The organism is Nonomuraea sp. NPDC003804, assembly GCF_040610675.1.
GTDB lineage: Bacteria > Actinomycetota > Actinomycetes > Streptosporangiales > Streptosporangiaceae > Nonomuraea.
This window is the reverse complement of record NZ_JBEXMT010000044.1, coordinates 49,455-74,075: the sequence shown is the minus strand read 5'-3', so window position 1 is coordinate 74,075 and position 24,621 is coordinate 49,455. Positions and strand designations below refer to the sequence as shown.

Genomic DNA, 24,621 nt, shown 5'->3' with positions numbered 1-24,621 from the left:
CGCCGTACCGGCTGTCCGACGACCTGACGGCGGTGGCCGCCGACCTCATCCACGGCCTGCGCCACTACCACGCGGGGCGGCCGCTGGAGGCGCTGTGGTGGTGGCAGTACTCCTACTTCAACACGTGGGGCAACCACGCGGGCGCGGCCATGCGGGCACTCCAGGCGCTCGCGGCCCATACGCGCCTCGATGTGGCTGAGGAGGCCCTCTCCAGCTGAATGTCCACATAGTGGGCTTTCCACCCGGGTGCATGAGAAGCCGCCAGTAGACTGGCAGCTCACAGTCCAGACTGGGAGACTCTCGTGGCGCTCGTTGTGCAAAAGTACGGTGGTTCATCCGTCGCCGACGCGTCCTGCATCAAGCGGGTCGCGCAGCGGATCGTCGCGACGAAAAAAGCCGGCAACGAGGTCGTGGTCATCGTCTCCGCGATGGGTGACACGACGGACGAACTGCTCGATCTGGCCGAGCAGGTGTCGCCGCTGCCTCCTGGCCGCGAGCTCGACATGCTGCTGACCGCGGGCGAGCGCATCTCGATGGCCCTGCTGGCGATGGCGATCGCCAACCTGGGTCATGAAGCGCGCTCGTTCACCGGCTCCCAGGCGGGCGTGATCACCGACTCCACGCACGGCAAGGCGCGCATCATCGACGTGACGCCGAGCCGTATCCGCGAGGCGCTCGACGAAGGCCAGATCGCGATCGTGGCCGGGTTCCAGGGCGTCTCTCAGGACACCAAGGACATCACGACGCTGGGCCGTGGCGGTTCCGACACCACCGCCGTGGCGCTGGCGGCGGCCCTCGAGGCCGACGTCTGCGAGATCTACACCGACGTCGACGGCGTCTACACCGCCGACCCGCGCATCGTGCCGCAGGCGCGGCAGATCCCCAGGATCTCCTACGAGGAGATGCTGGAGATGGCCGCCTGTGGGGCGAAAATCCTGCACCTGCGCTGTGTCGAGTACGCTCGCAGGTTCAACCTGCCGATCCACGTGCGCAGCTCATTCAGCACCAAGGAAGGCACGTGGGTCGTGGCCGACCCTTACACCGAAGGAACCGAGATGGAGCAGCCGATCATCTCCGGCGTCGCACACGACCGGAGCGAGGCCAAGATCACCGTTGTCGGGGTTCCCGACAAGGTCGGAGAGGCTGCCGCCATCTTCAAAACGCTGTCCGAGGCCGAGATCAACATCGACATGATCGTGCAGAACGTCTCGGCTGCCGCGACCGGCCGTACGGACATCTCCTTCACGCTTCCCGCGGCGGACAGCCAGACGGCGCTGTCGGCGCTCAAGCGGATCCAGGCCCAGGTCGGATTCGAGTCGCTGCAGTTCGACGACCAGATCGGCAAGGTGTCGCTGATCGGCGCGGGCATGCGCTCGCACCCCGGCGTCACCGCGACCTTCTTCGCCGCCATCGCGGACGCGGGGGTCAACATCGAGATGATCTCCACCTCGGAGATCCGCATCTCGGTGATCGTGGGGCAGGACGGCGTCGACGCGGCCGTGGCCGCGGCGCACCGCGCGTTCGACCTCGACTCGGACCAGGTGGAGGCCGTGGTGTACGGAGGGACAGGACGATGAGCAAGCGACCCACTCTGGCCCTGATCGGGGCGACCGGTGCCGTGGGCACCGTGATGCGCGAGCTGGTCTCGACCCGTGCGGACATCTGGGGCGAGATCCGTCTCGTCGCCTCCGCCCGCAGCGCAGGCAAGGTCCTCCAGGTCCGCGGCGAGGACGTCGTCGTCCAGGCGCTCGCGCCCGAGGTGTTCGACGGCGTCGACATCGCCATCTTCGACGTCCCCGACGAGGTGTCGGCCACGTGGGTGCCGATCGCCGCGGAGCGGGGCGCCATCGCGATCGACAAGTCCGGCACCTTCCGCATGGAGCCTGACGTCCCGCTGGTCGTCCCCGAGGTGAACCCGCTGGCCGCCCGCACCAGGCCGCGCAACATCATCTCGACGCCCAACTGCACCACGCTGTCGATGATGGCGGCCATCGGCGCGCTGCACGCCGAGTACACCCTGAAGGAGCTCGTCGTCGCCTCCTACCAGGCGGTGTCCGGCGCCGGCGTGGCGGGCCCCGCGCGGCTCTACGACGAGGTCGAGGCGCTGGCGGGCGACCGTTCGATCGGCCAGACGGCCGGTGACGTGCGCAAGGCGCTGGCCAACAAGCTCGAGGCCGACTCGCCGTTCCCCGCGCCGATCGCGTTCAACGTGGTGCCGTGGGCGGGCTCGTACAAGGACGGCGGCTGGGCCTCCGAGGAGCTGAAGCTGCGCAACGAGTCGCGCAAGATCCTCGGCATCCCCGACCTGAAGGTCTCCGCCACCTGCGTGCGGGTGCCGGTCGTGACCACCCACTCGCTGGCCGTCCACGCCCGGTTCGAGCGGGAGATCACCGTCGCCGACGCGCACCGCATCCTGGAGGCGGCGCCGACCGTGGTCCTCATGGACGACCCGGCCAACGGCGTGTGGCCGACCCCTGTGGACGTGGTGGGCACCGACCCGACCTACATCGGCCGGATCCGCCAGGCGGTCGACTTCCCGAACACGCTCGACATGTTCGTGTGCGGCGACAACCTGCGCAAGGGCGCGGCCCTCAACGCGGCGGAGATCGCCGAGCTGGTGGCCACGGAGTTCTGACCCGCATCTCCCGAGAAACCCCCGGCCCGCCGGGGGTTTCTCCGTCTCCACAGGTCTCCTTCCTGCACGGCAAGCAGTGCCCCGTTTCCCGCCCAGCAGGGCCGCGTAGCGCGCCGGTGGTCTCCGCCCTGTATGGCAAGCAGTGCCCCGCTTCCCGCCCAGCGGGGCCGCGTAGCGCGCCGGTGGTCTCCCTCCTGTACGGCAGGCGGCGCCACGCGCCGGTGGTCTCCTTCCAGTACGGCAGGCGGCGCCACGCGCCGGTGGTCTCCCTCCTGTACGGCAAGCCGCGCCACGCGCCTCCGTGGTCACCGGCTGGTGCCCGTCGAAGGGACGCTCCTCGTGCGGCGCCCCTTGCCCGCCGCCACGGACCACCCTGACGGACGACCCCCTGACAGACGACTGGACGGACTTATGGGCCGCCCGGTCGTGGGCCGTCCCCTGCACGCCGTCCCACGTTCTTCGACGGGTGCCGTTGCGGCGGGGGCCGGAGTCCTGCTGGGCGGCGCGCCCGCGACGGACGGGACCACGCGCCCACGGAGGCGCCAGACCGGCTTGCCGTACAGGAGGGGCGCCGGACCGGCGGTAGTGCTCATGAGGGGCGCCGGGCCGGCGGTGTTACTCATGAGGGGCGCCGGGCCGGCGGTAGTGCTCAGGAGGAGGGGGCCCGGCCGGCGGTGTTGCGCATAACGGGCGCCGGGCCTGGTGGGAGGGGAGCGGTCACGGGAACAGGATGTCCCAGTGGTCGGACTCGCTGGCGAAGACGGTGCCCGTCTCCGAGCGGTACAGCGTGGCGCCGTCGGAGCGCACGCCCGCGCTGGGATATGTCTCGGTGATGTACCGATCGATGCACTTGTTGTGGCTGATGTCGAGCTTGTAGCCGGCCCCGTGGCTGTACCGGCCGGGTGCGTGCCCCGCCTCGGTGCCGCCGGTGACCATGATCTTGCACCCGCTGGCCCGCTTCAGGTCGATCGCTCCGGCGACCGTGGCGGACCTGACGGACTGCAGCGACGTGCACGTGCGGTTGTTCTTGTCGGTGCAGTTCCCGCTGGACTTCCAGCGCAGACCCGCCGACGTGAGACGGTCCATGGCGAAGGTGTGAGAGACGCGCATCGTCCCGCGCGGCATGGCCCGCGACAGGTCGACCTTCGGCTGTTCCGCGGCGCCCGTGTACCAGCGGGCGATCCGGATCACGCCTTCCAACGCGTATGTTCTGATGATCGGCGGGCGCGCCTCGACGACGTCCTCTTCGACGGTCGAGCCGGGCCGAACCGGAGCTGCCGAGGCGGCAGCCGACAGCACGATGATGCAGGTCTGTATGGCGATGAGCGCGGCGACACAGAGCCGCACCAACCAACGTATCCACATGTGATGGCCTTTTTTCGCGGAGATGCCCTTCCGCCCGAAGGGTTCAATCCCACGATTCGGCGCCGGTGATCCCTCCCGTGCGCCGATCTTTACCCTGTGGCGGTGATCACCGTGCGGCTCCATGACCTCACGGGGCCGACTAACGTAAAGTGACGAGCGTGTCCGAACCCCGAACCCGAGGATCGGAGAGCACCCGGGAGCTCATCGTCGAGACGGCCTTGCGCCTGTTCAGGGAACGCGGCTTCGATGCGACCACGATGCGGGCCATCGCGGCGGAGGCGGGGGTCTCCGTGGGTAACGCCTACTACTACTTCGCCTCCAAGGACGAGCTGGTGCAGGCGTACTACGACCGTGCCCAGATCGCGCACGAGGAGGCCTGCCGCGAGCTGCTGGCCTCCGAGGCGTCGTTCGCGGCCAGGCTGACGGGCGTGCTGCGGGAGTGGGTGCGGGTGTCGGAGCCGTACCACGAGTTCGCGGTGAAGTTCTTCAAGCACGCGGCCGAGCCCACCAACCCGCTCAGTCCCTTCAGCGCCCAGTCGACGCCGGCCCGCGAGGCGTCCATCGCCATCTACCGGCAGGTGGTCGAGGGCGCGCGCGACCGGATGGACGCCGAGCTGCGCGAGGAGCTGCCCGAGCTGCTGTGGCTGATGTCGATGGGGATCGTCCTCTACTGGGTGCACGACACCTCGCCCGGCTGTGCGCGCACCTACCGGCTGATCGAGGTGAGCGTGCCGCTCGTCGACCGGCTGGTCGGTCTGTCGAACCTGCCCGGCCTGCGCGGCATCACCAAGGACTTCATCGCGGCGGTGCACGAGCTCAGGGCGTGACCCCGTGTCGTCGCGGCCGTCGCGCAGCGACGCGCCGCCAGTGGCATACCGTCTGGTTGGTATGGTCCTGTGTACCGACCGGACTCCCGCGGGAAGGCTTGCGATGACCCGGAACCTGGGCATGACGATCCCCTTCTTCGACCGCTCCCTCGCCGCCTCCAAGGCGCTGATCGCCGAGCTGCCGGAGCTCGGCTACACCGACATCTGGTCGGCCGAGGTCGCCGGCGCCGACGCGTTCGTGCCGCTCGCGATGGCCGCCGAGTGGGCGCCCGGGGTACGGCTGGGCACCGCGATCGTGCCGGTGTTCACGCGGGGGCCGGGGCTGCTGGCGCAGTCCGCGGCGACGCTGGCCGACCTCGCGCCTGGCCGGTTCGTGCTCGGCATCGGCTCCTCCTCGCCGGCGATCGTGGAGCGGTGGAACGCGGTCGAGTTCGGCAAGCCGTACGCCAGGACGCGCGACACCCTGCGCTTCCTCAGGAAGGCACTGGCGGGGGAGAAGGTGTCGGAACGGTACGAGACCTTCGAGGTGCAGGGCTTCCGGCTGGAGCGGGCGCCGGAGGTGGCGCCGAGGATCGTGCTGGCGGCGCTGCGTCCCCGGATGCTCCACCTGGCCGCCGCCGAGGCGGACGGCGCGATCACCAACTGGCTGTCCCCCGAGGACGTACGGCGGGTGCGGGCCGAGGTGGGCGGCTCGACCGAGCTGATCGCACGGATCTTCGTCTGCGTGAGCGAGGACGCCGACAGGGTGCGCGAGACGGGCCGCCGGATGCTGGCCGCCTACCTGACGGTTCCCGCCTACGCGGCCTTCCACGACTGGCTGGGACGGGGCGACGTGCTGCGGCCCATGCACGAGGCGTGGGCGGCGGGGGACCGCCAGGCGGCGCTCAAGGCGATCCCCGACGAGGTGGTGGACGCGCTGATCGTCCACGGCGACGCGGCGACGTGCCGGGCGCGGGTGGGGGAGTACGTCGCCAACGGGCTCGACACGCCGATCCTGGCACCCCTCCCAGGGGACCTGCCGATCCCCGAGGCGGTCCACGCCCTGGCAGGATGACCCGCCCGTTCCTGCGGCACGTCCTGAGAGGCGGCGACCCGCCCGTCGCGCAGTGGTCCACGGCCTGAGAGGCGGCGACCCGCCGGTCCCTGAGCGGGCGGGCGGGCGTGGTGGCCGTCGATCGTGCTTGCTTGGGCCGGCGGTGCCTGGTCCGGCGATCCTGTGGCGCCAAGGGGTGTCCTGGGCCCGGTGAACGGCTTCTGGCGGTTCGCGGGGTTCCGTGCGGGCGCCGGGCGGGGGAGGGTGGGGGCGGCGACGTTCGCGGCGGGAAGGAGACAGGGGTGGACGAGGTCCTGAGGCTGGACGCGGTCGGGCAGGCGCGGGCCGTGCGGGAGGGGCGGGTGAGCCCCAGGGAACTGGTCGAGGCCGCCATAGCGACGATCAGGGCGCACGACGGCGAGCTGAACACCATCGTCCACCCGCGCTTCGAGCGGGCGCTGGCCGAGCTGGACGACCTGCCCGAGGACGCCCCGTTCCGCGGGGTGCCGATCCTGGTGAAGGATCTCGGCTGGGCGCAGGCGGGCGAGCCGTACAACGCGGGGTCGAGCACGCTCGACGGCGTCGAGGTGGACGCCGACGCGCACGCCGTGACCCGCCTGCGGCAGGCGGGCTTCGTGATCCTCGGGCGGACGAGCACGCCCGAGTTCGGCACCACGATCACGACCGAGCCCGTGGCGTACGGGCCCACGCGCAACCCCTACGATCTCGCCTACTCGGCGGGCGGCTCCAGCGGAGGGTCGGCGGCGGCGGTCGCGGCGGGCATGGTCGCGGTGGCGACGGCGAGCGACGGCGGCGGGTCGATCAGGATTCCGGCCAGCCTCTGCGGGCTCGTCGGGCTCAAGCCGACGCGGGGCCGCGCCAGTCACGGACCGGGCGAGGGCGAGGGGTGGAGCGGCATGTCCGCGCTCGGGCTGGTCAGCCGTACTGTCAGGGACACCGCCGCGGTGCTCGACCTGATCACCGGCTACGTGTCCGGCGACCCCTACACCGCGCCCGCGCTGCCGGGCCCGCTCGCGCACGAGGTGGACGTGGAGCCGGGCCGGCTGCGGATCGGGTTCGCCCGCGAGCATCCCCGGCCGGACGTGCCCGGCGAGCCGGAGCTGGCCGCGGCCGTGACGAGCGCGGCGACGCTGCTCGAGAAGCTCGGGCACGAGGTGGAGGAGAGCTGGCCGGCCGCGCTCGGCGACGCCGACTTCCCGTCCTACTTCGGCGGGATCGTGGCCGGCAACGTGGCCGCCGAGCTGGAGAGCATCGGCAGGTGGCGGGGCAGGCCGGTGGAGCTGTCGGAGCTGGAGCCGCGCAACCGGAGCATGGCCGAGGCCGGGCGCGGGCGCAGCGCGGTCGACCACATCCTCGCGATGCGCTGGGTGGACCGCTACCGCCGCCGGATGGCCGCCTGGTGGGACGGCCACGACGTGCTGCTGGTGCCTACGCTCGGCATCCCGCCGTACCCGCTGGGGTGGTTCCCTCCCGACGACCTGAGCACCTCGTTCGGCCGGACGGGGCCGGCCGTCGCCTTCACCTCGCCGTTCAACGCCACGGGGCAGCCGGCGATCTCGCTGCCGCTGCACCGGACCGCGGCGGGGCTGCCGGTCGGCGTGCAACTGGTCGCCGCGGCCGGCCGGGAGGATCTCCTCGTACGGCTGGCCGCCCAGGTCGAGCGGGCGCACCCGTTCGTGCACGCGGCACTACGTCACTCATGAGAAGCGTCGCCGGCAGAGTGCACTCACGAGTGCACTCATGAGAAACGTGGCCGTCAGACTGCCGCGCATCTCTTCTCGCGGCCGAGCGTCGTATGGGCACGTTTTTCACGAATGGGAACCCAAGTTCTGGGTATTGCGTTATATCGCGAAGAGGAGGTGTTCGTATGGGGAAGGCATCGAAGGCCGCGGCGGCCTGGAAGACGTACCAGGAGGTCAGCAAGCCCGGTACCCCCGGCGTGCTAGCCAGGGTCAGGGCGATCCCCCGCCTGATCGGCGGCGTCATGCGCGGCGACTACGAGGGCATGGGCAAGGGCAAGCTGGCCATGATGGCGCTCGGCCTGGTCTACATCGTCTCGCCGGTCGACGTGATCCCCGATTTCCTGGTGCTCCTCGGCGTCGCCGACGACTTCGGCGTGTTCCTGTGGCTGATGGCCTCGATGCTGGGGGAGAGCGGGCGGTACGTCGAGTGGGAGCGCAAGCGCCTCATCGGCCACGTCGAGCGGCCCCAGGCACGGCGCCTGGCCGGCGACTGACACCTGTCGCCCCAGGCCCGCAACGCTTGCTTTCCCCGCGGCCCCGGTAAGCGGGTGCCGGGCAGCGGGCACGTCCATCCCGGGCAGGCCGTCCTCCCCGGTGGGCCGCATGCCGCCACATGGGGCGCCCGGGTGCGTCCACGACATCCCGTCAGGCCGGACGATCGTCCGGCCTGACTGCTGTCTGCCGGGAGCCGGTCGGCTCCGGCGTCGGCTGGCGTGCCGGCCTCCGGGGCCTCCGGGGCCGCTGGGGCCGCCGTCTCCCGGTCCGGGCGTCCCTGATGGCCAGCCAGGCCGCCGGAGAAGCCCAGGTAGAAGGGTTTTGTAACCCTTTGGAGAGATCTGACCAAGCAGGGGTGCAGATCGACGAAGGGAGCATGGCCGGTGCGTCTCAAACAGGCGAAGATCGCCACGGATCCCGTGGCCTTTGAAGCCTTCTACCGGCGGCACGTCGATGCGGTCACCCGGTTCCTCGCCCGCCGCGTCGACGACCCGCACACGGTCGCCGACCTGGTGGCCGAGGTGTTCATGGCGGTACTCGACTCCGCCCACACCTACCGGCCGGGGTTGGGCAGCGAGATCGCCTGGCTGTACGGGGTGGCCCGCAACACGCTCTCGGCCGAGCGGCGCCGGCTGTTCAAACAGTCGCGGCTGGCCGTTCGGGTGAGCGGGCGCCGGCCGCTGGACAGCGACGACGTCGCCAGGCTCGAAGAGCGTATCGACGCCGAGGGGCCGGCCAGGCGGGCGTTCGCCGCCATGGCCACGCTGCCCGAGGGGGAGCGTGCCGTACTCGAGTTGGTCGTCATCGATCAGCTGACGGTCACGGAGGCGGCGGCCGCGCTCGGCATCCGCCCTGGCACCGCCAAGGTACGGCTGCACCGCGCGCGCCGCACGCTGCAGGGGTCGCCCTTCGTCATGGAAGGAACACCGGGATGAGCTTCGAGGAGCACCTGCTGATGGAACTGAAAACCGAGATCGCCGAGCGCAACCAGCGACGTCGCCGGGTCGGTCGCCGCCTCGCCGCGGGGGCGGTGGTGACCGGTCTCGCCGCGGCGGCGGCCATCGCCGTACCGCTGCTGACGGGGTCGGAGACCCGGGCGTACGCGGTGACCAGGAACGCCGACGGCACGATCAGGGTGGAGGTCAACGAGTTCAGGGACGCGGACAAGCTGGAGCGGGACCTGCGGGCGATGGGGGTCGCCGCGAAGGTCGACTACGTCAAGCCGGGCAAGATGTGCAGCCGGGACCGGGGCGAGATCGTCGACGGCCAGAAGGCGTCGACGTGGAAGGAGTGGCGGAAGTCCGTCTCCTACAAGGCCGCGCGTCCGCGTGGGGCCGGGGTGGACGTCGACCCGGCCTACGTCGCCAAGGGCAACACTCTGGTGCTGGAGTTCACCGAGAACGACGACCAGACCTCGGGGCCGGAAAAGCCGCGAGTGCTGTGGCGGTTCTCCGGAACGGTCGTCAAGGGCGAGCCCAAGCCGTGCGTCATCGTCGACGATCCGGAATGGAACGACCTCGGCGGACCCGAAGCACAACCGCCGGCCGGAAGCTGACCGGCTCGGGCGCATCGGACGCACCTGATCGCATCCTGAACATCTCATGGCCGCTTCCTGGCGGGTGATTCCCCGGCATGACGCCAGGTCTGCCGCAGAGTGGAGGCCATGGTTTCGCGTAGATCAGTGCTCATATGCGGGCTTGCCGGGGGGCCCGCGATCGCCACCGCCGGCGCGATGGGCGGCATGTGGGCCACCGCCGGCCGCCGTACGGAGGAGCAGGCGGCCTTCGTCAACAAGCTGGCCATACCGCCGCTCGCCCGCTCGCATCACGACAGGCAGGGCCGGCGTGTCTTCGACCTGCGGGCCGCCCCCGGCACCATGCAGTTCAGGCCGGGGGCGCCTACCGCGACGTGGGGGATCAACGGACCCTTCCTCGGGCCGACGCTGCGTGCCAGGCGCGACGAGACGGTGGTCGTCAACGTGCGCAACGACCTGCCCGAGGCCACCACCATGCACTGGCACGGCATGCACGTGCCCCCCATGATGGACGGCGGCCCCCACCAGCTCATCCCGCCGGGGACCACCTGGTCGCCGACCTGGACGATCAGGCAGCCGGCCGCCACCCTCTGGTACCACCCGCACCCGCACGGCAGGACCGCCCGCCACGTCCACCACGGGCTCGCCGGGATGTTCATCATCGACGAGACCGAAGCGCTGGCCCTGCCGCGCCGCTACGGCGAGGACGACATCCCCGTCATCATCCAGGACAAGCGGCTCAACGCCGACAACCAGCTCAACGAGGAGATTCCCACGGTCGGCGGGATGGGCGTCCTCGGCGACCTCATCACCGTCAACGGCACCGTCTCCCCCTACGTCGACGTGCGGTTCAAGCGGGTACGGCTGCGCATCCTCAACGCCTCCAACTCCCGCTTCTACAACATCGGGATGGCCGACGACCGTTCGTTCGCGCTCGTGGCGACCGACGGCGGCCTGCTGAGCGCCCCGCTCGACACGAACCGGGTGCAGCTGTCGCCGGGCGAGCGCGCCGAGATCGTCGTGTGCCTGCGGCCCGGCGAACGCCTGCCGGTCGTCAGCTACCGGTCCGACCTCGGCATCCACATCGGCGACCAGCGTTTCGCCGGTGGCTCCGACGTCCTCGAGATCCTCGAGCTGCGCGCCGCCACGGACCTCAACCCCTCGCCGCCGCTGCCCACCACGCTCGGCGAGCGGCCCGAACTCGACGCGTCCTCGCCCGCCGCCGTTCGCACGTTCGAGCTGGCCAACTTCGCGATCAACGGCCGGCTCATGGACCCCGGGCGCATCGACATCGGGGTGGCCAAGGACACCGTCGAGGTGTGGGAGGTCGCGAACCTCGACGAGATGCCGCACAACTTCCACGTGCACGACGTCCAGTTCCTGATCCTGTCGGTCGACGGCGGGCCGCCACGACCCGAGCTGAGCGGCTGGAAGGACACCTTCTACGTGAAGCCGCGGACGAGGGCCCGGATCGCGATGCGCTTCCGGGACTACACCGATCCCCGCAGCCCGTACATGTACCACTGCCACATCCTCTGGCACGAGGACCAGGGGATGATGGGGCAGTTCGTCGTCCTCGGCCCGGGAGAGAAGCCCGGCACCCTGCCGCAGGCCCACGCCCACGGCTGACGCCCGAACCTCACGGAAGGACCCTGCTCTCCTCGGCGGGAGCGGGCGGTCCTGCCCGAGCGTCGCCGGCGTCCGCTCTCCTCGGCGGGAGCGGACTCTCTCGCGGCCGGCGTCCCTACACAGTCACGCGTCCACCCCTGACGCGGTAGGGCCGGCCCCGCCGTCGTCGGTCGGCGTTCCGGGGCCGGGGAGCACGTCGATGTCGCCCGCGTGCATCGGCCGGTCGCAGACCGCGCAGTGCAGCTCGACATGGCTGATCTCGCCGCACGCGTGGTGCCGGTAGAGCACCGGCGGTCCGGCCTCGCCCGCCGTCCACCGGTCGCCCCAGCGCACCATCACCAGCAGCAGGTCGCACAGCTCCAGCCCTTTGGGCGTGAGGACGTACTCGTGGCGCGGCGGCCGGGCCGAGTACTCCCGCCGCTCCAGCACGCCGTTCCCGACCAGCCATTTGAGCCGCTCGGCCAGCACCTTCCGGGAGATGCCGAGGTTTTCCTGGATCTGGTCGAAGCGGGTGATGCCGACGTAGACGTTCCGCAGGATCAGCGGCGACCACGGCTCGCCGATCACGTCCAGGGTGCGGGCGATCGAGCAGGCCATGTCGCCGAACGAGGTGCGCTGCATGGGGCCAGTCTAGAGGGAATAGTTCCCTCAGGGAACTCTCTCTGTTACCGTCGAGCCTGTGGGTTCCCTGAGGGAACGCATCGATCGAGGGAAGAGGCCTGTGATGTCCGAGACAACGCCCACCGCCGAGCTCCTGTTCAGCCCCGCGGACGCCACGCCGATCAGCACCGACGAGTCGACGGTGAAACCATGGAGCCAGGCCAGGCAGTGCCTGGAGACGGCCCCGAAAGCCTGGCTGTCGACGGTACGGCCCGACGGCCGGCCGCACGCCATGCCGGTCCTGCTGGCCTGGCTGGACGGCTCGGTCTGGATCTCCACCCGGCCGGCCTCCCGCAAGGGCAGGAACCTGGCCGGCAACCCGCACTGCGTCATCACGGTGGCGGACCCGACCCTCGACCTGGTCGTCGAAGGCACTGTCCGACGGGCCACCGACGAGGCCACCATGCGCCGCGTGGCCGCCGCGCTCAAAGCCAAGTACGACTGGGACTTCATCGTGCGGGACGGCTCGGCCTACGAGGACGACCTGCCGGGATCGCCGGAGTACGGCTTCTTCGAGATCAGCCCGACACGCGCGTTCGGCTACGGACCGGACGGGCTGACCGCCACCCGCTGGCGCTTCCCCTGAACACGCCCCGAGGCCTGACGACGAAGCCGAGATCGGGCGCACCACGAAGATGCCCGAACATGTCCAGCGTTCGACCTGTTTGCCGAGCCGCTGGGCTGCCAGGCGAGTGCCGAGCCGCCAAGATGGACGGCTGTGCGCAAGATCCTTCTCGTCCTCGTTCCGCTGCTGGCCGCTACGCCGACCGGGTGAGCGTGCTGGCGGGCGAAAGGTTCCGGCTGCGGGTCTCCACCACCGCGCCGAGCTTCGTCGCCAGGGTCATGGATGGGCGCGAAGCCGTACCGGGTCTGGCAGTCCGGCAGAGGGGCCCGACGGGTCGCGTCACGCACGTAGTTGATCGGAGGACTCGCCGCCCGCCGCGCAGCCCTCAGGTTCTCCACCGAGATGACGCCTCAGAGCTGTTCCATGCGGAGCCAGGCGCGTGAGGGCAGGGGGTGGCCGAAGAGGCGGGAGGCGTTGCCGTAGGCGACCCTGGCGATGTCGGCCGGGGGCAGGGTGCCGAGGTTGCGGGCGACCGCCTTCTGGGTGTCGGGCCAGGTGGAGTCGGAGTGCGGGTAGCCGCTCTCCAGCAGCACGTGGTCGAGGCCGACGGCCAGCCGTACCCCGGAGAGGGCGTGGTCGTCGAGCGTGCCGAAGAAGAAGTTGCGGCGCAGGACCTCGCTGGGCTTGAGCCCGCCCTCCCACAGCGCCTCGGTGCCGACGGGGTGGTCGAGGGCGTAGTCGGCGCGTTCGGCGAGCATCGGCAGCCAGCCGACGGCCCCCTCGACGATGAGGATGCGCAGCTTGGGGAAACGCAGCGCGATGCCCGACCACAGCCAGTCGGCGCAGGCGAACATGGCGCTGGCGGGCATCAGCGTGGTGATCGCCTCGATGGGCGTGTCCGGGGAGGGCACGGGCGACCAGGAGGAGGCGCCGGTGTGCAGGCACACGACGGTGCCGGTCTCCTCGCAGGCGGCGAAGAACGGGTCCCAGTGGCGGGTGTGGATCGACGGCAGCCGCAGCCGGGTCGGGAACTCGGGGAAGACGACGGCCTTGAATCCGCGGGCGGCGTTGTCGCGGATCTCCTTGGCGGCGACCTCGGGGTCGGGCAGCCACGGCAGTTGCAGTCCGATGACGCGCTCGGGGTAGGTGCCGGCCCAGACGTCGATGTGCCAGTCGTTCCACGCCTTGACGAGGGCGAGGCCGAGCTCCTGGTCGCGGGTCCTGGCGAACGGCATGCCGGACTGCCCGGCGAGCATGCCGGGGAAGCACAGCGCGGCCCAGATGCCGGCGGTGTCCATGTCCTTGATGCGCGCCTCGATGTCGAAGCAGCCGGGACGCATGTCCTCGAACCTGACGGGGTCGAGGGTCCACTGCTCGCGCGGCAGGCCGGCGCCGACGTCGAGCCCCGCGCAGGGGTAGGTCGCTCCGCCGTACCGCCAGACCTGGTGACCAGCCTCGGTTTCCACCACCTTGGGCGCCAAGTCGGCATATTTCGCCGCGACGCGGCCCTCGAAGATGTCGGGAGGCTCGATCAGGTGGTCATCGGCGGAGATGATCACGTAGTCGCGCCGCCTCGGCTCGGGGTCGGGAAGGAGCGGCGTAGTCACGCAGGCAACGGTACGACGTGCGTATCACGTCGAACAAGCTGAGCGGTCACCTGTTGGTATCGGGCCCTTACCCGGGATCACCGGGAAGGCCGGTGATCCCGGGCTCGGGCTCACCCGATGAGGGTGCCGTGGGTGAACCCTCCGCCGCACTACCCAGGAGTACGGCACGCAGTCGCCCGATCGTGGATCGATCGATGTCGAGCACGTCGGCGCAGTAGCCCTCGACGGAGCCGTGCCGCTCGGACAGCTCGCGGAGGAACAGCCGCATCGCCCCGGCGGGCGCCATGCCGAAGCCCTCCCACATCGGGACGTGGGCGTGCCTGGTCCGCCAGTCGGCGATGAAGCGTTCGGTGGCCAGGCCGGTCAACGCGTAGTCGGCGACGATGTCGTCGTCCCCGACGCCGATGAGCGACAGCACGAGCGCGGTGAGGACGCCGGTGCGGTCCTTGCCGGCCGCGCAGTGCACCACGACGGGGGTGTTGCCGGCCTCGGCGACGGTCTCGAGGGCGAGCCTGAGCCGGAGACATGGAGAGCCCCTCAGGTGTCAGGCCCGCGTGGCGAGTCGTCGGATCGGTCGCCAGGACGCTGCTCCTGGTGACACTGCTGTGGGGAGCGATCCTGGTGGCGCTCAGCACGGTCGCCGCCGAGGGCACGCAGAGCAACTGCGGACCGCCCTGCACCGGCCCGGGGGGTTCACGCCTCGATGGTGTCGGTGCGTTCCTGGTGGCCTTCGCGGTCGCCGTCGTCACCGGCGTCGGCTTTTTCGGCGTCGCGTCGCTGTTCGGCTGACCTGTCCTTCGCCTCGCGCCTGATCATGAGCAGCCAGCCGCCGACGGCCACGCCGATGAACAGCCACCACTGCACGCCGTACGCGAAGTTGAGCCCCCCGCCGGCGCCCACGTCGGGCGGCGGTACGGGCTCGGGCGCGGGCGAGGTGCGCGGCTGCTGCTCGGTGAGCGACACGTACCCGCCCACCAGCCGGTACGGCAGGCCCTGCCCGACGGCGTCGCTGTTGATGAGCAGCACCTGCCCCGGGGGCAGCCCCCCGCGGTTCTTGATGCCGCTCGACTCCTCGGTCTCGCTGGTACGTAGCCTTCCAGTGACAGTTACCTGACCCGAGGGGGCGGGCGGCACCTCGGGCAGCGCGTCGGCCGTCGCGCCCGCCTTGACCCAGCCCCGGTTGACCAGCACCGCCTGGCCGGGGCTCGTGACCAGCGGGGTGAGGACGTAGAAGCCGAGCTGGCTGTTCTGGGTACGCCTGCGGACCAGCAACGCGTGGCCGGGGTCGTAGGTGCCCTGGACGGTGACGGTCCGGTAGCGGTCGTCCTCGGCGACGGGCCGGCCGGGGGCGACGAGCTCGCCGATGGGCACGGGCCTGGCCTCGAGGTTCCTGGTGACGACGTCGCTGTTGGACGAGCGTTCCTCGTACCGCCCGAACTGCCATTGGCCCAGCAGCACGAAGGCGGGAATGACCAGCAGCACCACCACGTGGAGTGCCAGCCACCTGGGCGTCAGGAGGAACCGGTACACGTCCCTAGGGTAGGCACTGCCCGCACCGGTCCGGCACCGAACCCGGGACAACTCGCCTGGTCATGGTTTACCGTCGGCATTTGTCGCCTTTCCCCCTTCAGGAGCCGTATCTCTCCATGGTCCTGCTCGCCGCGTCCCCCGCCGCCTTCCCCAAGGTCGGCCAGCTCGTCCGCCATGCCGCGCCCAGGGTCCTGGAAAACATGATCATGCCGGTCGCCTCCTTCTACCTGGGCATGATCGTCAGTGGGCCGATCGGCGGGATGGCCGCCTCGGCGCTCTGGGTCTACGGTGGGCTCGCGCTGCGCCTGATATGGCGCGTTCCAGTGCCCGGGGTGGCTCTGCTGGCGGTCCTGACGCTCACCGTGCGGACCGTGGTGGGGATGCTGTCGGGCAGCGCCGTGCTCTTCTTCCTGCAGCCCACCCTGGGCATCTTCTGCGTGAGCGCCGCCTTCTTCATCAGCCTGCGCGGACGCAGGCCGCTGGCCGAGCGGATCGCGAGGGACCTGGTGCCGTTGCCCGACCACGTCGCCGCCCATCCGGGGATGCGCCGCTTCTTCGTCCGCCAGTCGCTCCTCTGGGGGTGCGCGCAGCTCGTCAACGGCTCCTTCACGCTGTGGATGCTCCTCCACGAGGCGCTGGAGACCTTCCTGGTGGTCCGCACCGCGGGGGTCGCCGTGCTGCTGGGCGGCATGGCGCTCTGGTCGATGCTCGACCTGCGCAGGACCCTAGGCGCTCTGCAGCTTCGCGCCTGAGCCCGGCACCGCCGTCACCTCGCGGGGGCCGGCGACCTCGTGGCCGTCGGCGCATCTGAAGTGCTGTTCGAGCAGGGCACCGCAGCCGCGATGGGTGAGCACCACGGGCGGCCCCTCCTCGTCGGCCAGGTACGTGTCGCCCCAGTGCATCAGGGCGACGAGGATCGGATAGAGGTCGCGCCCCTTCTGCGTGAGGCGGTACTCGTCGCGCTGGCGCTGGCCCGGCTCCCGGTAGGGCTCCTTGCGCAGCAGCCCCTCGTCGACCAGCCGGTTCAGCCGCGCGCTCAGCACCTGCCTCGGCGCGCCCGTGGTCGCCTGCATGTCGGCGAAGCGCCGCACGCCGCTGAACGCCTCGCGCAGCACCAGGAAGGTCCACTTCTCCCCGACGATGCCCAGGGTCCGCTCGATCGAGCAGTTGTCCACCCGGAAGCGCACGTTCATAGCTGAAGAGTACTTCGACGAACGCCTGAGTCCAATTGACAGACTCAGCTGCTGCGCGGAATGCTGAGTCTGTGATTGGAACTCAGATCCGCCAGGCCGGGCCGTACGACGAAGAACGGATCAGGCGCTTCCTGGCGGGCCTGTCGCTCCACACGCAGACGCTGCGCTTCTTCAGCGGGATCCCCTCGCCCAGACCCAGCCTGATCAGGGCGTTGCTGGCGGTCGACGGCCAGCGGGACGCGATCGTCGCCGAGTACGACGGCGAGATCATCGGACACGCGATGAGCTATCGGGGCGGCGTCGCCGACGTGGAGATCGCGATCGTGGTCACCGACGCGTGGCAGGGGTGCGGTCTCGGGAGAAGGCTGATCGGCACGCTTCTCGGCAGGGCGGTCGGCCGCGGCGCGACCACCGTCGGCATGGACGTGCTGGGCGACAACAGGCGGGTGCTCCGGATCATCCGGCGTATCTGGCCGGATGCCACGATGAAGGTCTCTTCCGGGTGTGTTGAGGTAACCGCTATGATCCAACCGGCCGCGGTATTTGCGGAACAAGGTTCTGTTGGACCACCATTGACCTCGTGAAGAGTGCCAAGAACGGACGCGACGGCCGTACCCGCATCATCGAGGGCGCCCTTCGCCGCTTCAGCCAGGACGGGGTCTCGGCCACCACGCTGGCGAGCCTGCGCGAGGAGAGCGGCGTCAGCGTCGGCAGTTTCTACCACCACTTCGCCAGCAAGGAACACGTTTTCGGCGTGCTCTACGCGGAGATCCTCAACGCCTACCAGCAGGCCTTCGTCGCCGAGCTGGTCAGCCACGACGACGCCCGCGCGGGCATCGAGGCGGTCGTCGCCTTCCACATGCGCTGGGCGGGCGAGCACCCCGAGCGGGCCAGGATCCTGGTCAGCGAGCGCCCGCCGCGCAAGAACGAGCCGGGCGGCCCCGAGGCGGCCGAGGCACGGCGCGCCTTCTTCCGCCAGGTCGCCGAGTGGTGGCGCCCGCACATGAAGAACGGCCTGCTCCAGCCGGTCGCCCCGACCATGTGCTACGTGCTGTGGCTCGGCCCCGCGCAGGAGATGTGCCGCCTGTGGTTCGCCGGCGCCCACACCCCCACCGAGGACGAGATCAAGGGGCTGGGTCAGGCGGCCTGGCAGAGTCTGCGGCAGAGCGACAGGGAGCAATGATCCCGGCACCCTCTGTGGTGTTATTGTCGCGATTGTGAGACGACCGCGCGTGCTCCTCCTGACCGGCCTGCCGGAGCCCGCTCTCGCGCGGCTCCGCGAGGTGGCCGACGTCGTCGAGGTGGCCGACCGGCCACCTCTCGGCTTCTCCGACGAACAGTTGGCCGACCTGGTCATCGAGACCGGCGCCGGTGTGCTCCTCACCCACCACGACCAGGTTCGCACCTCCGTCCTCGACCTGCCCGTCGACGTCGTCGCCTGTACGGGCGACCTCACCGCGATCGACGTCGCGCTGGCCGCCGAGCGCGGCGTGACGGTGCTCCACGACGGCGGCCAGGACGCCGACGCGGTCGCCGAGCTCACGCTGGCGCTGCTGTTCGCGGTCAGCAGGAACATCGTCGCCGCCGACCGGGAGGTACGGCGGGGCACGGTCAGCCGCAAGCGGGTGCCGGCCGCCGAGCGCCATCGCGGCTCGCGGCTGTCCGGCCGTACGTTCGGCATCGTCGGGCTGGGCCGCGTGGGCAGGGCCGTGCAGTGGCGGGCGGAGGGGCTGGGCATGCGGGTGATCGCGTGCGACCCCTACGTGCCCGAGGCCACCCACTCGCTGTTCGCGTTGCTCGCCGAGGCGGACGTGGTGTCGCTGCACGTGCCGCTGACCGCCGAGACGCGGGGGTTCGTCGGCCCGACCGAACTGGCCGCCATGCGCGAGGGGGCCATCTTCCTCAACACCTCGCGCGGCGCCCTGCACGACCTGACCGCCCTGGTCGAGGCGCTGCGCTGGGGACGGCTCGGCGGGGCCGGCCTCGACCACTTCGAGGGCGAGTGGCTCGACCGCTCGCATCCGCTGACCCGGCTGCCCAACGTGGTGCTCACGCCGCGCCTCGGTCAGGCCACGGGCGAGACGGCCGGGGAGCGCGCGGCGTCGGTCGTCGACGACATCGTGAGGCTGGTGCGCGGGGAGCAGCCCGTGCACGCGTGCACGCCGGTGGAGGCGTGGATCATCGCCTAGGAACGTGCCAGTGGCAGCGGTCGAGGGAGATGTAGAGCGCCACCTCGCGCCGGTGGCGGCGCAGACCGGGGACGCGTACCCGGTCGTGGACGTCGAACCGGCCGTGCCTGGCCGCGCCGAAGCCGAGCTCACCGGTGAAGACGCGCAGGTCATCGCGGTTGCCGCAGGTCGGGCAGGTCCAGATGACGCGGTCGAGGCGGCGGTCGTAGTCGGAGCAGGCGCTGAAGTAGTCGTCAGGCCTGAACCGGGACTCGCAGGCGAGGCAGGGAAGCAGCATCGGTTCCGTTCCTCTTGGCACACGGGTGGGGCAGAAGGAGTATGACAGACGTAACTGTACGATTACCGTGAGTTTCGGATCTAGGATGGCCGGGTGGAACGACTGCGCGACCATCTCCTGAAGACCGGCTACACGATCGACGGCGTCCGCGATCGGCTCGGGGACATGGCGGCCTCGGCGCTCGCCAGGGAGGAGCTGGTCCCGGCCCTTCGCGCCACCAGGAGTGGCGACCCGCTCGACGCGTCGATCAGGCTGTGGTGGCTGGGCGTGCCCGTGCCGGCGGCCGAGCTGCCGTTCGAGGTGATGGAGTCGGGCCTGGTCGAGTTCGACGGCGACAGCGTCCGCGCGACCGTCCACCTCCAGCCGTGGGACGAGCACGGCTACGTCGTCTCCGACCGCAAGGTGCGCCCCGGCGACCCCGCGCTGCGCCCCGACCACGTCGTCGGCGCGGGCGGCGCCTCGGCGAACCTGGCCCAGCTGGTCACCCGCAGGCCCGTCGAGCGCGCCCTCGACCTCGGCACCGGCTGCGGCGTCCAGGTGCTGCACCTGGCCGACCGGGCGTCCCGGATCGTCGCCACCGACGTCAACCCGCGGGCGGTGGAGCTGGCCCGCCTGAGCTGGCGGCTGTCCGGCATCACGGGCGTCGACGCCCGCGTGGGCTCCATGTTCGAGCCGGTCGAGGACGAGCTGTTCGACCTCGTGGTCTCCAACCCGCCCTTCGTGATCGCCCCCGGCGGTGGCCTGACCTACCGCGAGACCGGTGCGGCGGGCGACGACTTCTGCCGCGACCTCGTCCTGCGGGCACCGGCCCACCTCGCCCAGGACGGCCACGCCCACTTCCTGGCCAACTGGCTGCACGTGGAGGGGGAGGACTGGCGCGACAGGGTCGGCGGCTGGGTCGGCGCGACCGGCTGCGACGGCTGGGTGGTCGAGCGCGACGTGCAGGACCCGGCCGGGTACGTCGAGCTGTGGCTGCGCGACGCGGCCGAGCAGGGCACGCCCGCCTACACCTCCCGCTACGACGAGTGGCTGTCGTGGTTCGAGGCGAACAAGGTGGAGGGGATCGGCTTCGGCTGGATCACGCTGCGCAACGCGGGCGCCCTCGACCCGGTGGTCAGGGTGGAGCGGCTGACCCACCGGGTCTCCCTGCCGGTCGGCGACTACGTCGAGGACGTCCTCGACTCGATCGCCGCCGCCCACCGGACCCGCGATCTCGAACAGGCCAGGCTGCGGGTCGCCGAGGGCCTCCTCGACGAGCGCATCGGCGCCCCCGGCGCGGAGGATCCCGCCCGCATCGTGCTGCGCCAGACCCGCGGCCTGCTCCGCAGTACCGACGTCGGCACGGTGGAGGCGGCGCTGGCCGGGGTCTGCGACGGGCAGCTCGCCCTCGGCCCGCTGCTCAACGTGATCGCCGAGCTGGTGGGCGACGGCGAGCAGCTGCTCGCCGACACCCTCCGCCCGCTGATCGCCGAGGGCTACTTCCACGTGTAGGCGAAGCGGTCACATCGTGATGCCGAGCCGTTCCAGGCGCTCGGGGCCAGAGACGGAGTAGATCTCGACGATCCGCCCGTCCACGACCGTGAAGCTCATGACCGAGAACGGCCTGCCGTGCACCACGGTGACCACTCCGGCGCGCGCCGCTCCCGCGCCCGCAGCATGCCCAGGCACACCCGTCCCACGACGGTGGTCAGCCACCCGCCGAGGTTGTCCACATCGCTCACGTCGGTACGGCTGAGCCGTAGCCATGCCTCCTGGACGGCGTCGTCAGCCTCGCTCAGCGAGCCCAGCATCCGGTAGGCCACCGCCTTCAGGTGGGCGCGGTACTCCTCGAACCGGCCGGCCAGCTGCTCGTCTGCGTCCATCGTTCCTTCTTCACGGTTCGTCGTCGCGCGTCCCGGACGACACGATGGAGGACAGCCAATCACGGCGCGCCGGAACCGGCGGTGGCGAGCCGGTTGATCGGGCGTTGATTGGTTTGCATGCGTACCGGCGCACCCTCGGAGCGTGGACACGCCCCGGGGGGTTCGACAGAAGCGGGGCGTGTCGCCCGACCGGCCGTCGTTGTGAGGCGGCTAGCTGTCACGTGGAGCATCCGGACACCGGGCCCCCTGGCGAAACGTGACGGTCAGACGGCTGGTCGGGCCCACACACACCGCACCCCGGAAAGAGACCAGCCTTGATCAACCATGTGTGGATGACACGTCTGGACGACGAGCTGTACTCAGGGCTCGACGACGGCGACGGAGTCGACACCGTCGAGGAGCGCCTTGAGGTCACCCGCCTCCGGGGCGCCGAGGCGGGTGAAGATGTCGAACGCCTGGCGTAGGCAGTCGACGCTCCTCGCGGTGCCGCCCAGGCCGTGCAGCGCCCTGCCCAGCACCGTGAGCGAGAGCCCCTCACCGTACGGGTGGCCGATCTCGCGGCTGACCGCCAGCGCCTGCTCCGCGTGACGCACCGCGTCGGAGAAGCGCTGGGCGGCGATGAACGTCTCGGCCAGCCTGACGCACACCCGCTGCTCCCACACGCGCTGCCTGCTGGCCCTGAAGAAGGCCAGGCACTCGGCGTGGTGGTGGACGGCCTCGTTGAGGCGGCCCACGCGCGACAGCACGATGCCGAGGTGGTAGCGGGCGCGGGCGGTGCCGGCGCCGCTGCCGATCTCGGTGAAGATGGCCAGCCCCTGCTCGGCCGCGGCGATCGCGTCCTCGGGGTTGCCCAGGCCGAGGTGGTCGCGGGCGGAGTAGCTGAGCACCAGCGCCTCGCCGGCCGCCACGCCGTTCTCCCGGTAGAACGCGGTGGCGGAGGCGAACCAGCCGAGCGCCTCGTGGTGGCGGCGCCGGCGGCCGGAGACGACGGCGAGGGCGTTGAGCACCTCGCCCATGACGACGCGCTCGTCGCCGGCGGTCGACAGGTCGAGCACGAGCCTGAACTGCTCCTCGGCCTCGGCGAGCCGGTTGGCGCCGAACAGCACGCGGCCGAGGACGTAGCGGGAGCGCAGCTCCCCCGCAGGGTCGCCGATCGTCCGTGCCGTGGCGAGCACGGCCCTGGTGGCCAGGTCGAACTCGCGGGCGTGGGTGCCCGACTCCAGCAGCGGCTCCATCGCGACGAGGAGGTCGGCGGCGGGCAGCAGTTGCTCGCCCGTACGGCAGGACTCGGCGGCCTGGCCGATCACCGCGAACAGGCAGTCGCCCTCCGAGACGAGCCAGGCGACGGCGTCGTCGGCCGAGGCGAACGCGCGCCCGCTGCCGACCACGACGAGATTGTCGGCGATCATGCTGCCCTCGTAGGCGAGCCGGTGCGCCGCCTGGGCCGAGGCGAGGTAGAAGCCGAGCAGCCGGCGCAGCGCCAGCGTCCTGGCCTGCGGGCGCTCGGTCTTGTCGAGGACGCGCCGCGCGAAGAGCTTGAGCAGGTCGTGGAAGCGGTAGCGTCCCGGCGCGGGCGCCTCCAGGAGGCTGGCGTCCACCAGCGACTCCAGCAGGTCCTCGGTCTCCAGCGTCGGGGCCGACAGGACGGCGGCCGCGGCGCCGACCGAGATGTCGGGTCCGTTCGGCAGGCTCAGCAGCCGGAACGCCCTCGCCTGGGCGGGGTCGAGCTGGCCGTACCCGAGGGCGAAGGTGGCCTCCACCGCCAGGTCGCCGACCCGCAGCTCGTCGAGGCGGCGCTGCTCGTCGGCCAGGCGGGGCACCAGGGAGGCGACCGTCCACGAGGGCCGCGCCGCCAGCCGGGCGGCCACGATCCGTACGGCCAGCGGCAGGAACCCGCAGGCCGCCACGACGTCCATCGCCGCGCCGCGCTCGGCGGCGACCCGTTCGGGCCCCGCCACGGCGGTGAACAGCGACAGCGCCTCGTCCGGCTCCATCACGTCGAGGTCGATCAGCTTGGCCGAGGGCAGGTCGGCCAGCTTCACCCGGCTGGTGACGATCGCCGCGCAACCCGGCGAGCCGGGCAGCAGCTGGCTGACCTGACGGGTGTCGTGCGCGTTGTCCAGCAGCACGAGGATGCGCCGGTCGGCCAGCAGCGACCGGTAGAGCGCGGCCCGCTCCTGCAGCCCCTCGGGGATGACGTCGGGCGGGATGCCGAGCGCGCGCAGGAACGCTCCCAGCGTGGATTCCGGCGCGGTGGCCTCGTCGGTGAAGCCGCGCAGGTCGGCGTAGAGCTGCCCGTCGGGGAACAGGTCGTCGCAGGCGTGCGCGACGTGGACGGCCAGCGCCGTCTTGCCGACGCCGCCGATGCCGCAGATGGCCGCGACGGGCACGCCCTCGGCCGTCTGCGCGGACAGCAGCGTGCGCAGCCTGGCCACGATCGGGCGGCGGCCGGTGAAGTCGCTGACGGCGGCGGGGAGCTGGGCGGGGCGGGGCAGCTCGTGCTCGTCGGCGCCCTCGACGACGTCGGCCCCGGCCGGGCCGTCGGCGGTGGAGGCGGGGGACGGGCTGGGCGGCGTCATCAGGCTGGGATCGGCGGCGAGGATCTTGTGGTGCAGCGCGGTCAGCTCGGGGCCCGGCTCGATGCCTAACTCCTCGACGAGCGCGTCGCGGGTGTCGGTGAAGACGGCGAGCGCGTCGCCCTGCCGCCCGCACCGGTAGTAGGCCAGCATGAGCTGGGCGCGCAGCCGCTCGCGCAGCGGGTGGTCGGCGGTGAGCGCGATCAGTTCGGAGACGACCGCGGCGTGCCTGCCGAGGGCCAGGTCGAGGTCCATGAGCTCCTCGATGGCGGTGATGTGGCGCTCGGCCAGCCGGTCGCGCTGGTGCTCGGCGTAGGGGCCGACGGCTCCGGCCAGCGGCTCGCCCTCCCACAGCGCGAGGGCGGCGCGCACGCTCTCGGCGGCCTCGTCCGTTCTGCCGGCCCGGCGCAGCGCCTCGGCCTCCTGCATGCCGCGCTCGAAGAGCGTCAGGTCGAGGGATCCGGTGCGCAGGGCGTAGCCCTTGCCGACCGAGGTGAGCAGCTCGGGGCGGGAGCGGGGCGAGCGGTCGGGCTCCAGCACCGTGCGCAGCCGCGAGACGTAGGTGCGCAGCGCGCCGAGCGCTCTGGGCGGGGCTTCCTCTCCCCATACCGCGTCGATCATCTCGCCGGGGGTGATCGCCCGGCCTTCCCTGAGGAGCAGCATCGCGAGGATCGACCGCTGAAGCGGTGTGCCGAGATCGAGTTCGTCGCCATCGCGCCACGCGCGGACGGGACCGAGCACGGCGAACCGCAGCCCCTCACCAGCCATGCTCACAGTCTCCAACGCAATGGGCCATTTTGCTACCAAATACTAGTTGCCCAGAGGTGGCCGTTTCATTGATTGCGCTTTGATCCGGCGTTAAGCGGGTCGAGGGATGCTGA

At 71.2% G+C, this 24,621-nt stretch carries 24 protein-coding genes and 1 pseudogene; 16 read left to right on the top strand and 9 right to left on the bottom strand.

What is annotated here, in order from left to right:
• The 3 genes from ABZX22_RS40840 to ABZX22_RS40830 all read left to right on the top strand — a co-directional run.
• The coding region (locus ABZX22_RS40840) for a DUF5063 domain-containing protein (protein WP_354921167.1) at positions 1-218 on the top strand (218 nt) is incomplete at its 5' end.
• Positions 219-302: 84 nt separating this feature from the next.
• A complete protein-coding gene (locus tag ABZX22_RS40835; RefSeq protein ID WP_354921164.1) occupies positions 303-1,577 on the top strand; it encodes an aspartate kinase in 1,275 nt (424 codons plus the stop codon).
• Complete coding sequence (locus ABZX22_RS40830; protein WP_354921161.1) at positions 1,574-2,635, top strand: aspartate-semialdehyde dehydrogenase; 1,062 nt, start codon at positions 1,574-1,576, stop codon at positions 2,633-2,635. Before ABZX22_RS40835 ends, ABZX22_RS40830 begins: the two co-directional genes overlap by 4 nt.
• 717 nt (positions 2,636-3,352) lie before the next feature.
• Here the strand turns inward: ABZX22_RS40830 and ABZX22_RS40825 are convergent.
• Complete coding sequence (locus ABZX22_RS40825; protein ID WP_354921158.1) at positions 3,353-4,123, bottom strand: hypothetical protein; 771 nt, start codon at positions 4,121-4,123, stop codon at positions 3,353-3,355.
• Between the two features lie 35 nt (positions 4,124-4,158).
• Between ABZX22_RS40825 and ABZX22_RS40820 the strand changes: the two genes are divergently transcribed.
• From ABZX22_RS40820 to ABZX22_RS40790, 7 genes are all read left to right on the top strand, one after another.
• The gene (locus tag ABZX22_RS40820; protein WP_354921155.1) at positions 4,159-4,827 is read left to right on the top strand and encodes a TetR family transcriptional regulator; all 669 of its coding nucleotides are present in this window, start codon (positions 4,159-4,161) and stop codon (positions 4,825-4,827) included.
• A gap of 103 nt (positions 4,828-4,930) precedes the next feature.
• Complete coding sequence (locus ABZX22_RS40815; protein ID WP_354921152.1) at positions 4,931-5,881, top strand: LLM class F420-dependent oxidoreductase; 951 nt, start codon at positions 4,931-4,933, stop codon at positions 5,879-5,881.
• A gap of 281 nt (positions 5,882-6,162) precedes the next feature.
• On the top strand, positions 6,163-7,584 hold the full coding sequence (locus tag ABZX22_RS40810; RefSeq protein ID WP_354921149.1) for an amidase: 1,422 nt from the start codon (positions 6,163-6,165) through the stop codon (positions 7,582-7,584).
• Between the two features lie 164 nt (positions 7,585-7,748).
• Entirely contained in the window at positions 7,749-8,117 is a 369-nt protein-coding gene (locus ABZX22_RS40805) for a YkvA family protein (protein ID WP_354921146.1), read from the top strand.
• A gap of 384 nt (positions 8,118-8,501) precedes the next feature.
• Positions 8,502-9,053 carry an RNA polymerase sigma factor gene (locus tag ABZX22_RS40800; RefSeq protein ID WP_354921143.1) on the top strand — a complete coding sequence of 184 codons (552 nt, stop codon included), beginning with the start codon at positions 8,502-8,504 and terminating at the stop codon, positions 9,051-9,053.
• Positions 9,050-9,673: a hypothetical protein gene (locus ABZX22_RS40795; RefSeq protein WP_354921140.1), complete on the top strand. Its 624-nt coding sequence runs from the start codon at positions 9,050-9,052 to the stop codon at positions 9,671-9,673. Before ABZX22_RS40800 ends, ABZX22_RS40795 begins: the two co-directional genes overlap by 4 nt.
• A gap of 108 nt (positions 9,674-9,781) precedes the next feature.
• Entirely contained in the window at positions 9,782-11,281 is a 1,500-nt protein-coding gene (locus tag ABZX22_RS40790) for a multicopper oxidase domain-containing protein (RefSeq protein WP_354921137.1), read from the top strand.
• A gap of 123 nt (positions 11,282-11,404) precedes the next feature.
• Here ABZX22_RS40790 and ABZX22_RS40785 read toward each other — a convergent pair whose 3' ends face one another.
• Positions 11,405-11,902, bottom strand: a complete 498-nt coding sequence (locus ABZX22_RS40785) for a helix-turn-helix domain-containing protein (RefSeq protein WP_354921134.1) — start codon at positions 11,900-11,902, stop codon at positions 11,405-11,407.
• A 103-nt stretch (positions 11,903-12,005) separates the two neighbouring features.
• Between ABZX22_RS40785 and ABZX22_RS40780 the strand changes: the two genes are divergently transcribed.
• Positions 12,006-12,527 carry a pyridoxamine 5'-phosphate oxidase family protein gene (locus tag ABZX22_RS40780; protein WP_354921131.1) on the top strand — a complete coding sequence of 174 codons (522 nt, stop codon included), beginning with the start codon at positions 12,006-12,008 and terminating at the stop codon, positions 12,525-12,527.
• A gap of 389 nt (positions 12,528-12,916) precedes the next feature.
• Here ABZX22_RS40780 and ABZX22_RS40775 read toward each other — a convergent pair whose 3' ends face one another.
• From ABZX22_RS40775 to ABZX22_RS40765, 3 genes are all read right to left on the bottom strand, one after another.
• Entirely contained in the window at positions 12,917-14,113 is a 1,197-nt protein-coding gene (locus ABZX22_RS40775) for an amidohydrolase family protein (protein WP_354921128.1), read from the bottom strand.
• Positions 14,114-14,180: 67 nt separating this feature from the next.
• Positions 14,181-14,654 carry a tyrosine-protein phosphatase gene (locus tag ABZX22_RS40770; RefSeq protein WP_354921170.1) on the bottom strand — a complete coding sequence of 158 codons (474 nt, stop codon included), beginning with the start codon at positions 14,652-14,654 and terminating at the stop codon, positions 14,181-14,183.
• Positions 14,655-14,806: 152 nt separating this feature from the next.
• Complete coding sequence (locus tag ABZX22_RS40765; RefSeq protein ID WP_354921125.1) at positions 14,807-15,643, bottom strand: SURF1 family protein; 837 nt, start codon at positions 15,641-15,643, stop codon at positions 14,807-14,809.
• 116 nt (positions 15,644-15,759) lie between these two features.
• Here ABZX22_RS40765 and ABZX22_RS40760 point away from each other — a divergent pair, with 116 nt between their 5' ends.
• Positions 15,760-16,395, top strand: coding sequence for a VC0807 family protein (locus ABZX22_RS40760; RefSeq protein WP_354921122.1), 636 nt, complete (start codon positions 15,760-15,762; stop codon positions 16,393-16,395).
• Here ABZX22_RS40760 and ABZX22_RS40755 read toward each other — a convergent pair.
• Positions 16,369-16,836: a helix-turn-helix domain-containing protein gene (locus tag ABZX22_RS40755; protein ID WP_354921119.1), complete on the bottom strand. Its 468-nt coding sequence runs from the start codon at positions 16,834-16,836 to the stop codon at positions 16,369-16,371. The two genes, ABZX22_RS40760 and ABZX22_RS40755, sit on opposite strands and share 27 nt — an antisense overlap.
• 71 nt (positions 16,837-16,907) lie before the next feature.
• Between ABZX22_RS40755 and ABZX22_RS40750 the strand changes: the two genes are divergently transcribed.
• From ABZX22_RS40750 to ABZX22_RS40740, 3 genes are read left to right on the top strand one after another with little or no spacing between them, the layout of a single operon-like run.
• Positions 16,908-17,420 carry a GNAT family N-acetyltransferase gene (locus ABZX22_RS40750; RefSeq protein ID WP_354921116.1) on the top strand — a complete coding sequence of 171 codons (513 nt, stop codon included), beginning with the start codon at positions 16,908-16,910 and terminating at the stop codon, positions 17,418-17,420.
• Positions 17,417-18,019, top strand: a complete 603-nt coding sequence (locus ABZX22_RS40745) for a TetR/AcrR family transcriptional regulator (RefSeq protein WP_354921113.1) — start codon at positions 17,417-17,419, stop codon at positions 18,017-18,019. Before ABZX22_RS40750 ends, ABZX22_RS40745 begins: the two co-directional genes overlap by 4 nt.
• A gap of 34 nt (positions 18,020-18,053) precedes the next feature.
• Positions 18,054-19,025 (top strand): NAD(P)-dependent oxidoreductase, encoded by a 972-nt coding sequence (locus ABZX22_RS40740; RefSeq protein ID WP_354921111.1) that lies wholly within the window; start codon positions 18,054-18,056, stop codon positions 19,023-19,025.
• Here ABZX22_RS40740 and ABZX22_RS40735 read toward each other — a convergent pair.
• Entirely contained in the window at positions 19,015-19,302 is a 288-nt protein-coding gene (locus ABZX22_RS40735) for a hypothetical protein (protein ID WP_354921108.1), read from the bottom strand. The genes ABZX22_RS40740 and ABZX22_RS40735 overlap by 11 nt on opposite strands.
• 93 nt (positions 19,303-19,395) lie before the next feature.
• Between ABZX22_RS40735 and ABZX22_RS40730 the strand changes: the two genes are divergently transcribed.
• Positions 19,396-20,793 carry a methyltransferase gene (locus tag ABZX22_RS40730; protein WP_354921105.1) on the top strand — a complete coding sequence of 466 codons (1,398 nt, stop codon included), beginning with the start codon at positions 19,396-19,398 and terminating at the stop codon, positions 20,791-20,793.
• A 152-nt stretch (positions 20,794-20,945) separates the two neighbouring features.
• Here ABZX22_RS40730 and ABZX22_RS40725 read toward each other — a convergent pair.
• Together ABZX22_RS40725 and ABZX22_RS40720 are read right to left on the bottom strand one after the other, a co-directional pair.
• Positions 20,946-21,164: pseudogene (locus ABZX22_RS40725) on the bottom strand (sigma factor); the annotation flags it as partial.
• A 359-nt stretch (positions 21,165-21,523) separates the two neighbouring features.
• The gene (locus tag ABZX22_RS40720; protein ID WP_354921102.1) at positions 21,524-24,508 is read right to left on the bottom strand and encodes a BTAD domain-containing putative transcriptional regulator; all 2,985 of its coding nucleotides are present in this window, start codon (positions 24,506-24,508) and stop codon (positions 21,524-21,526) included.
• Positions 24,509-24,621: the final 113 nt, after the last annotated feature.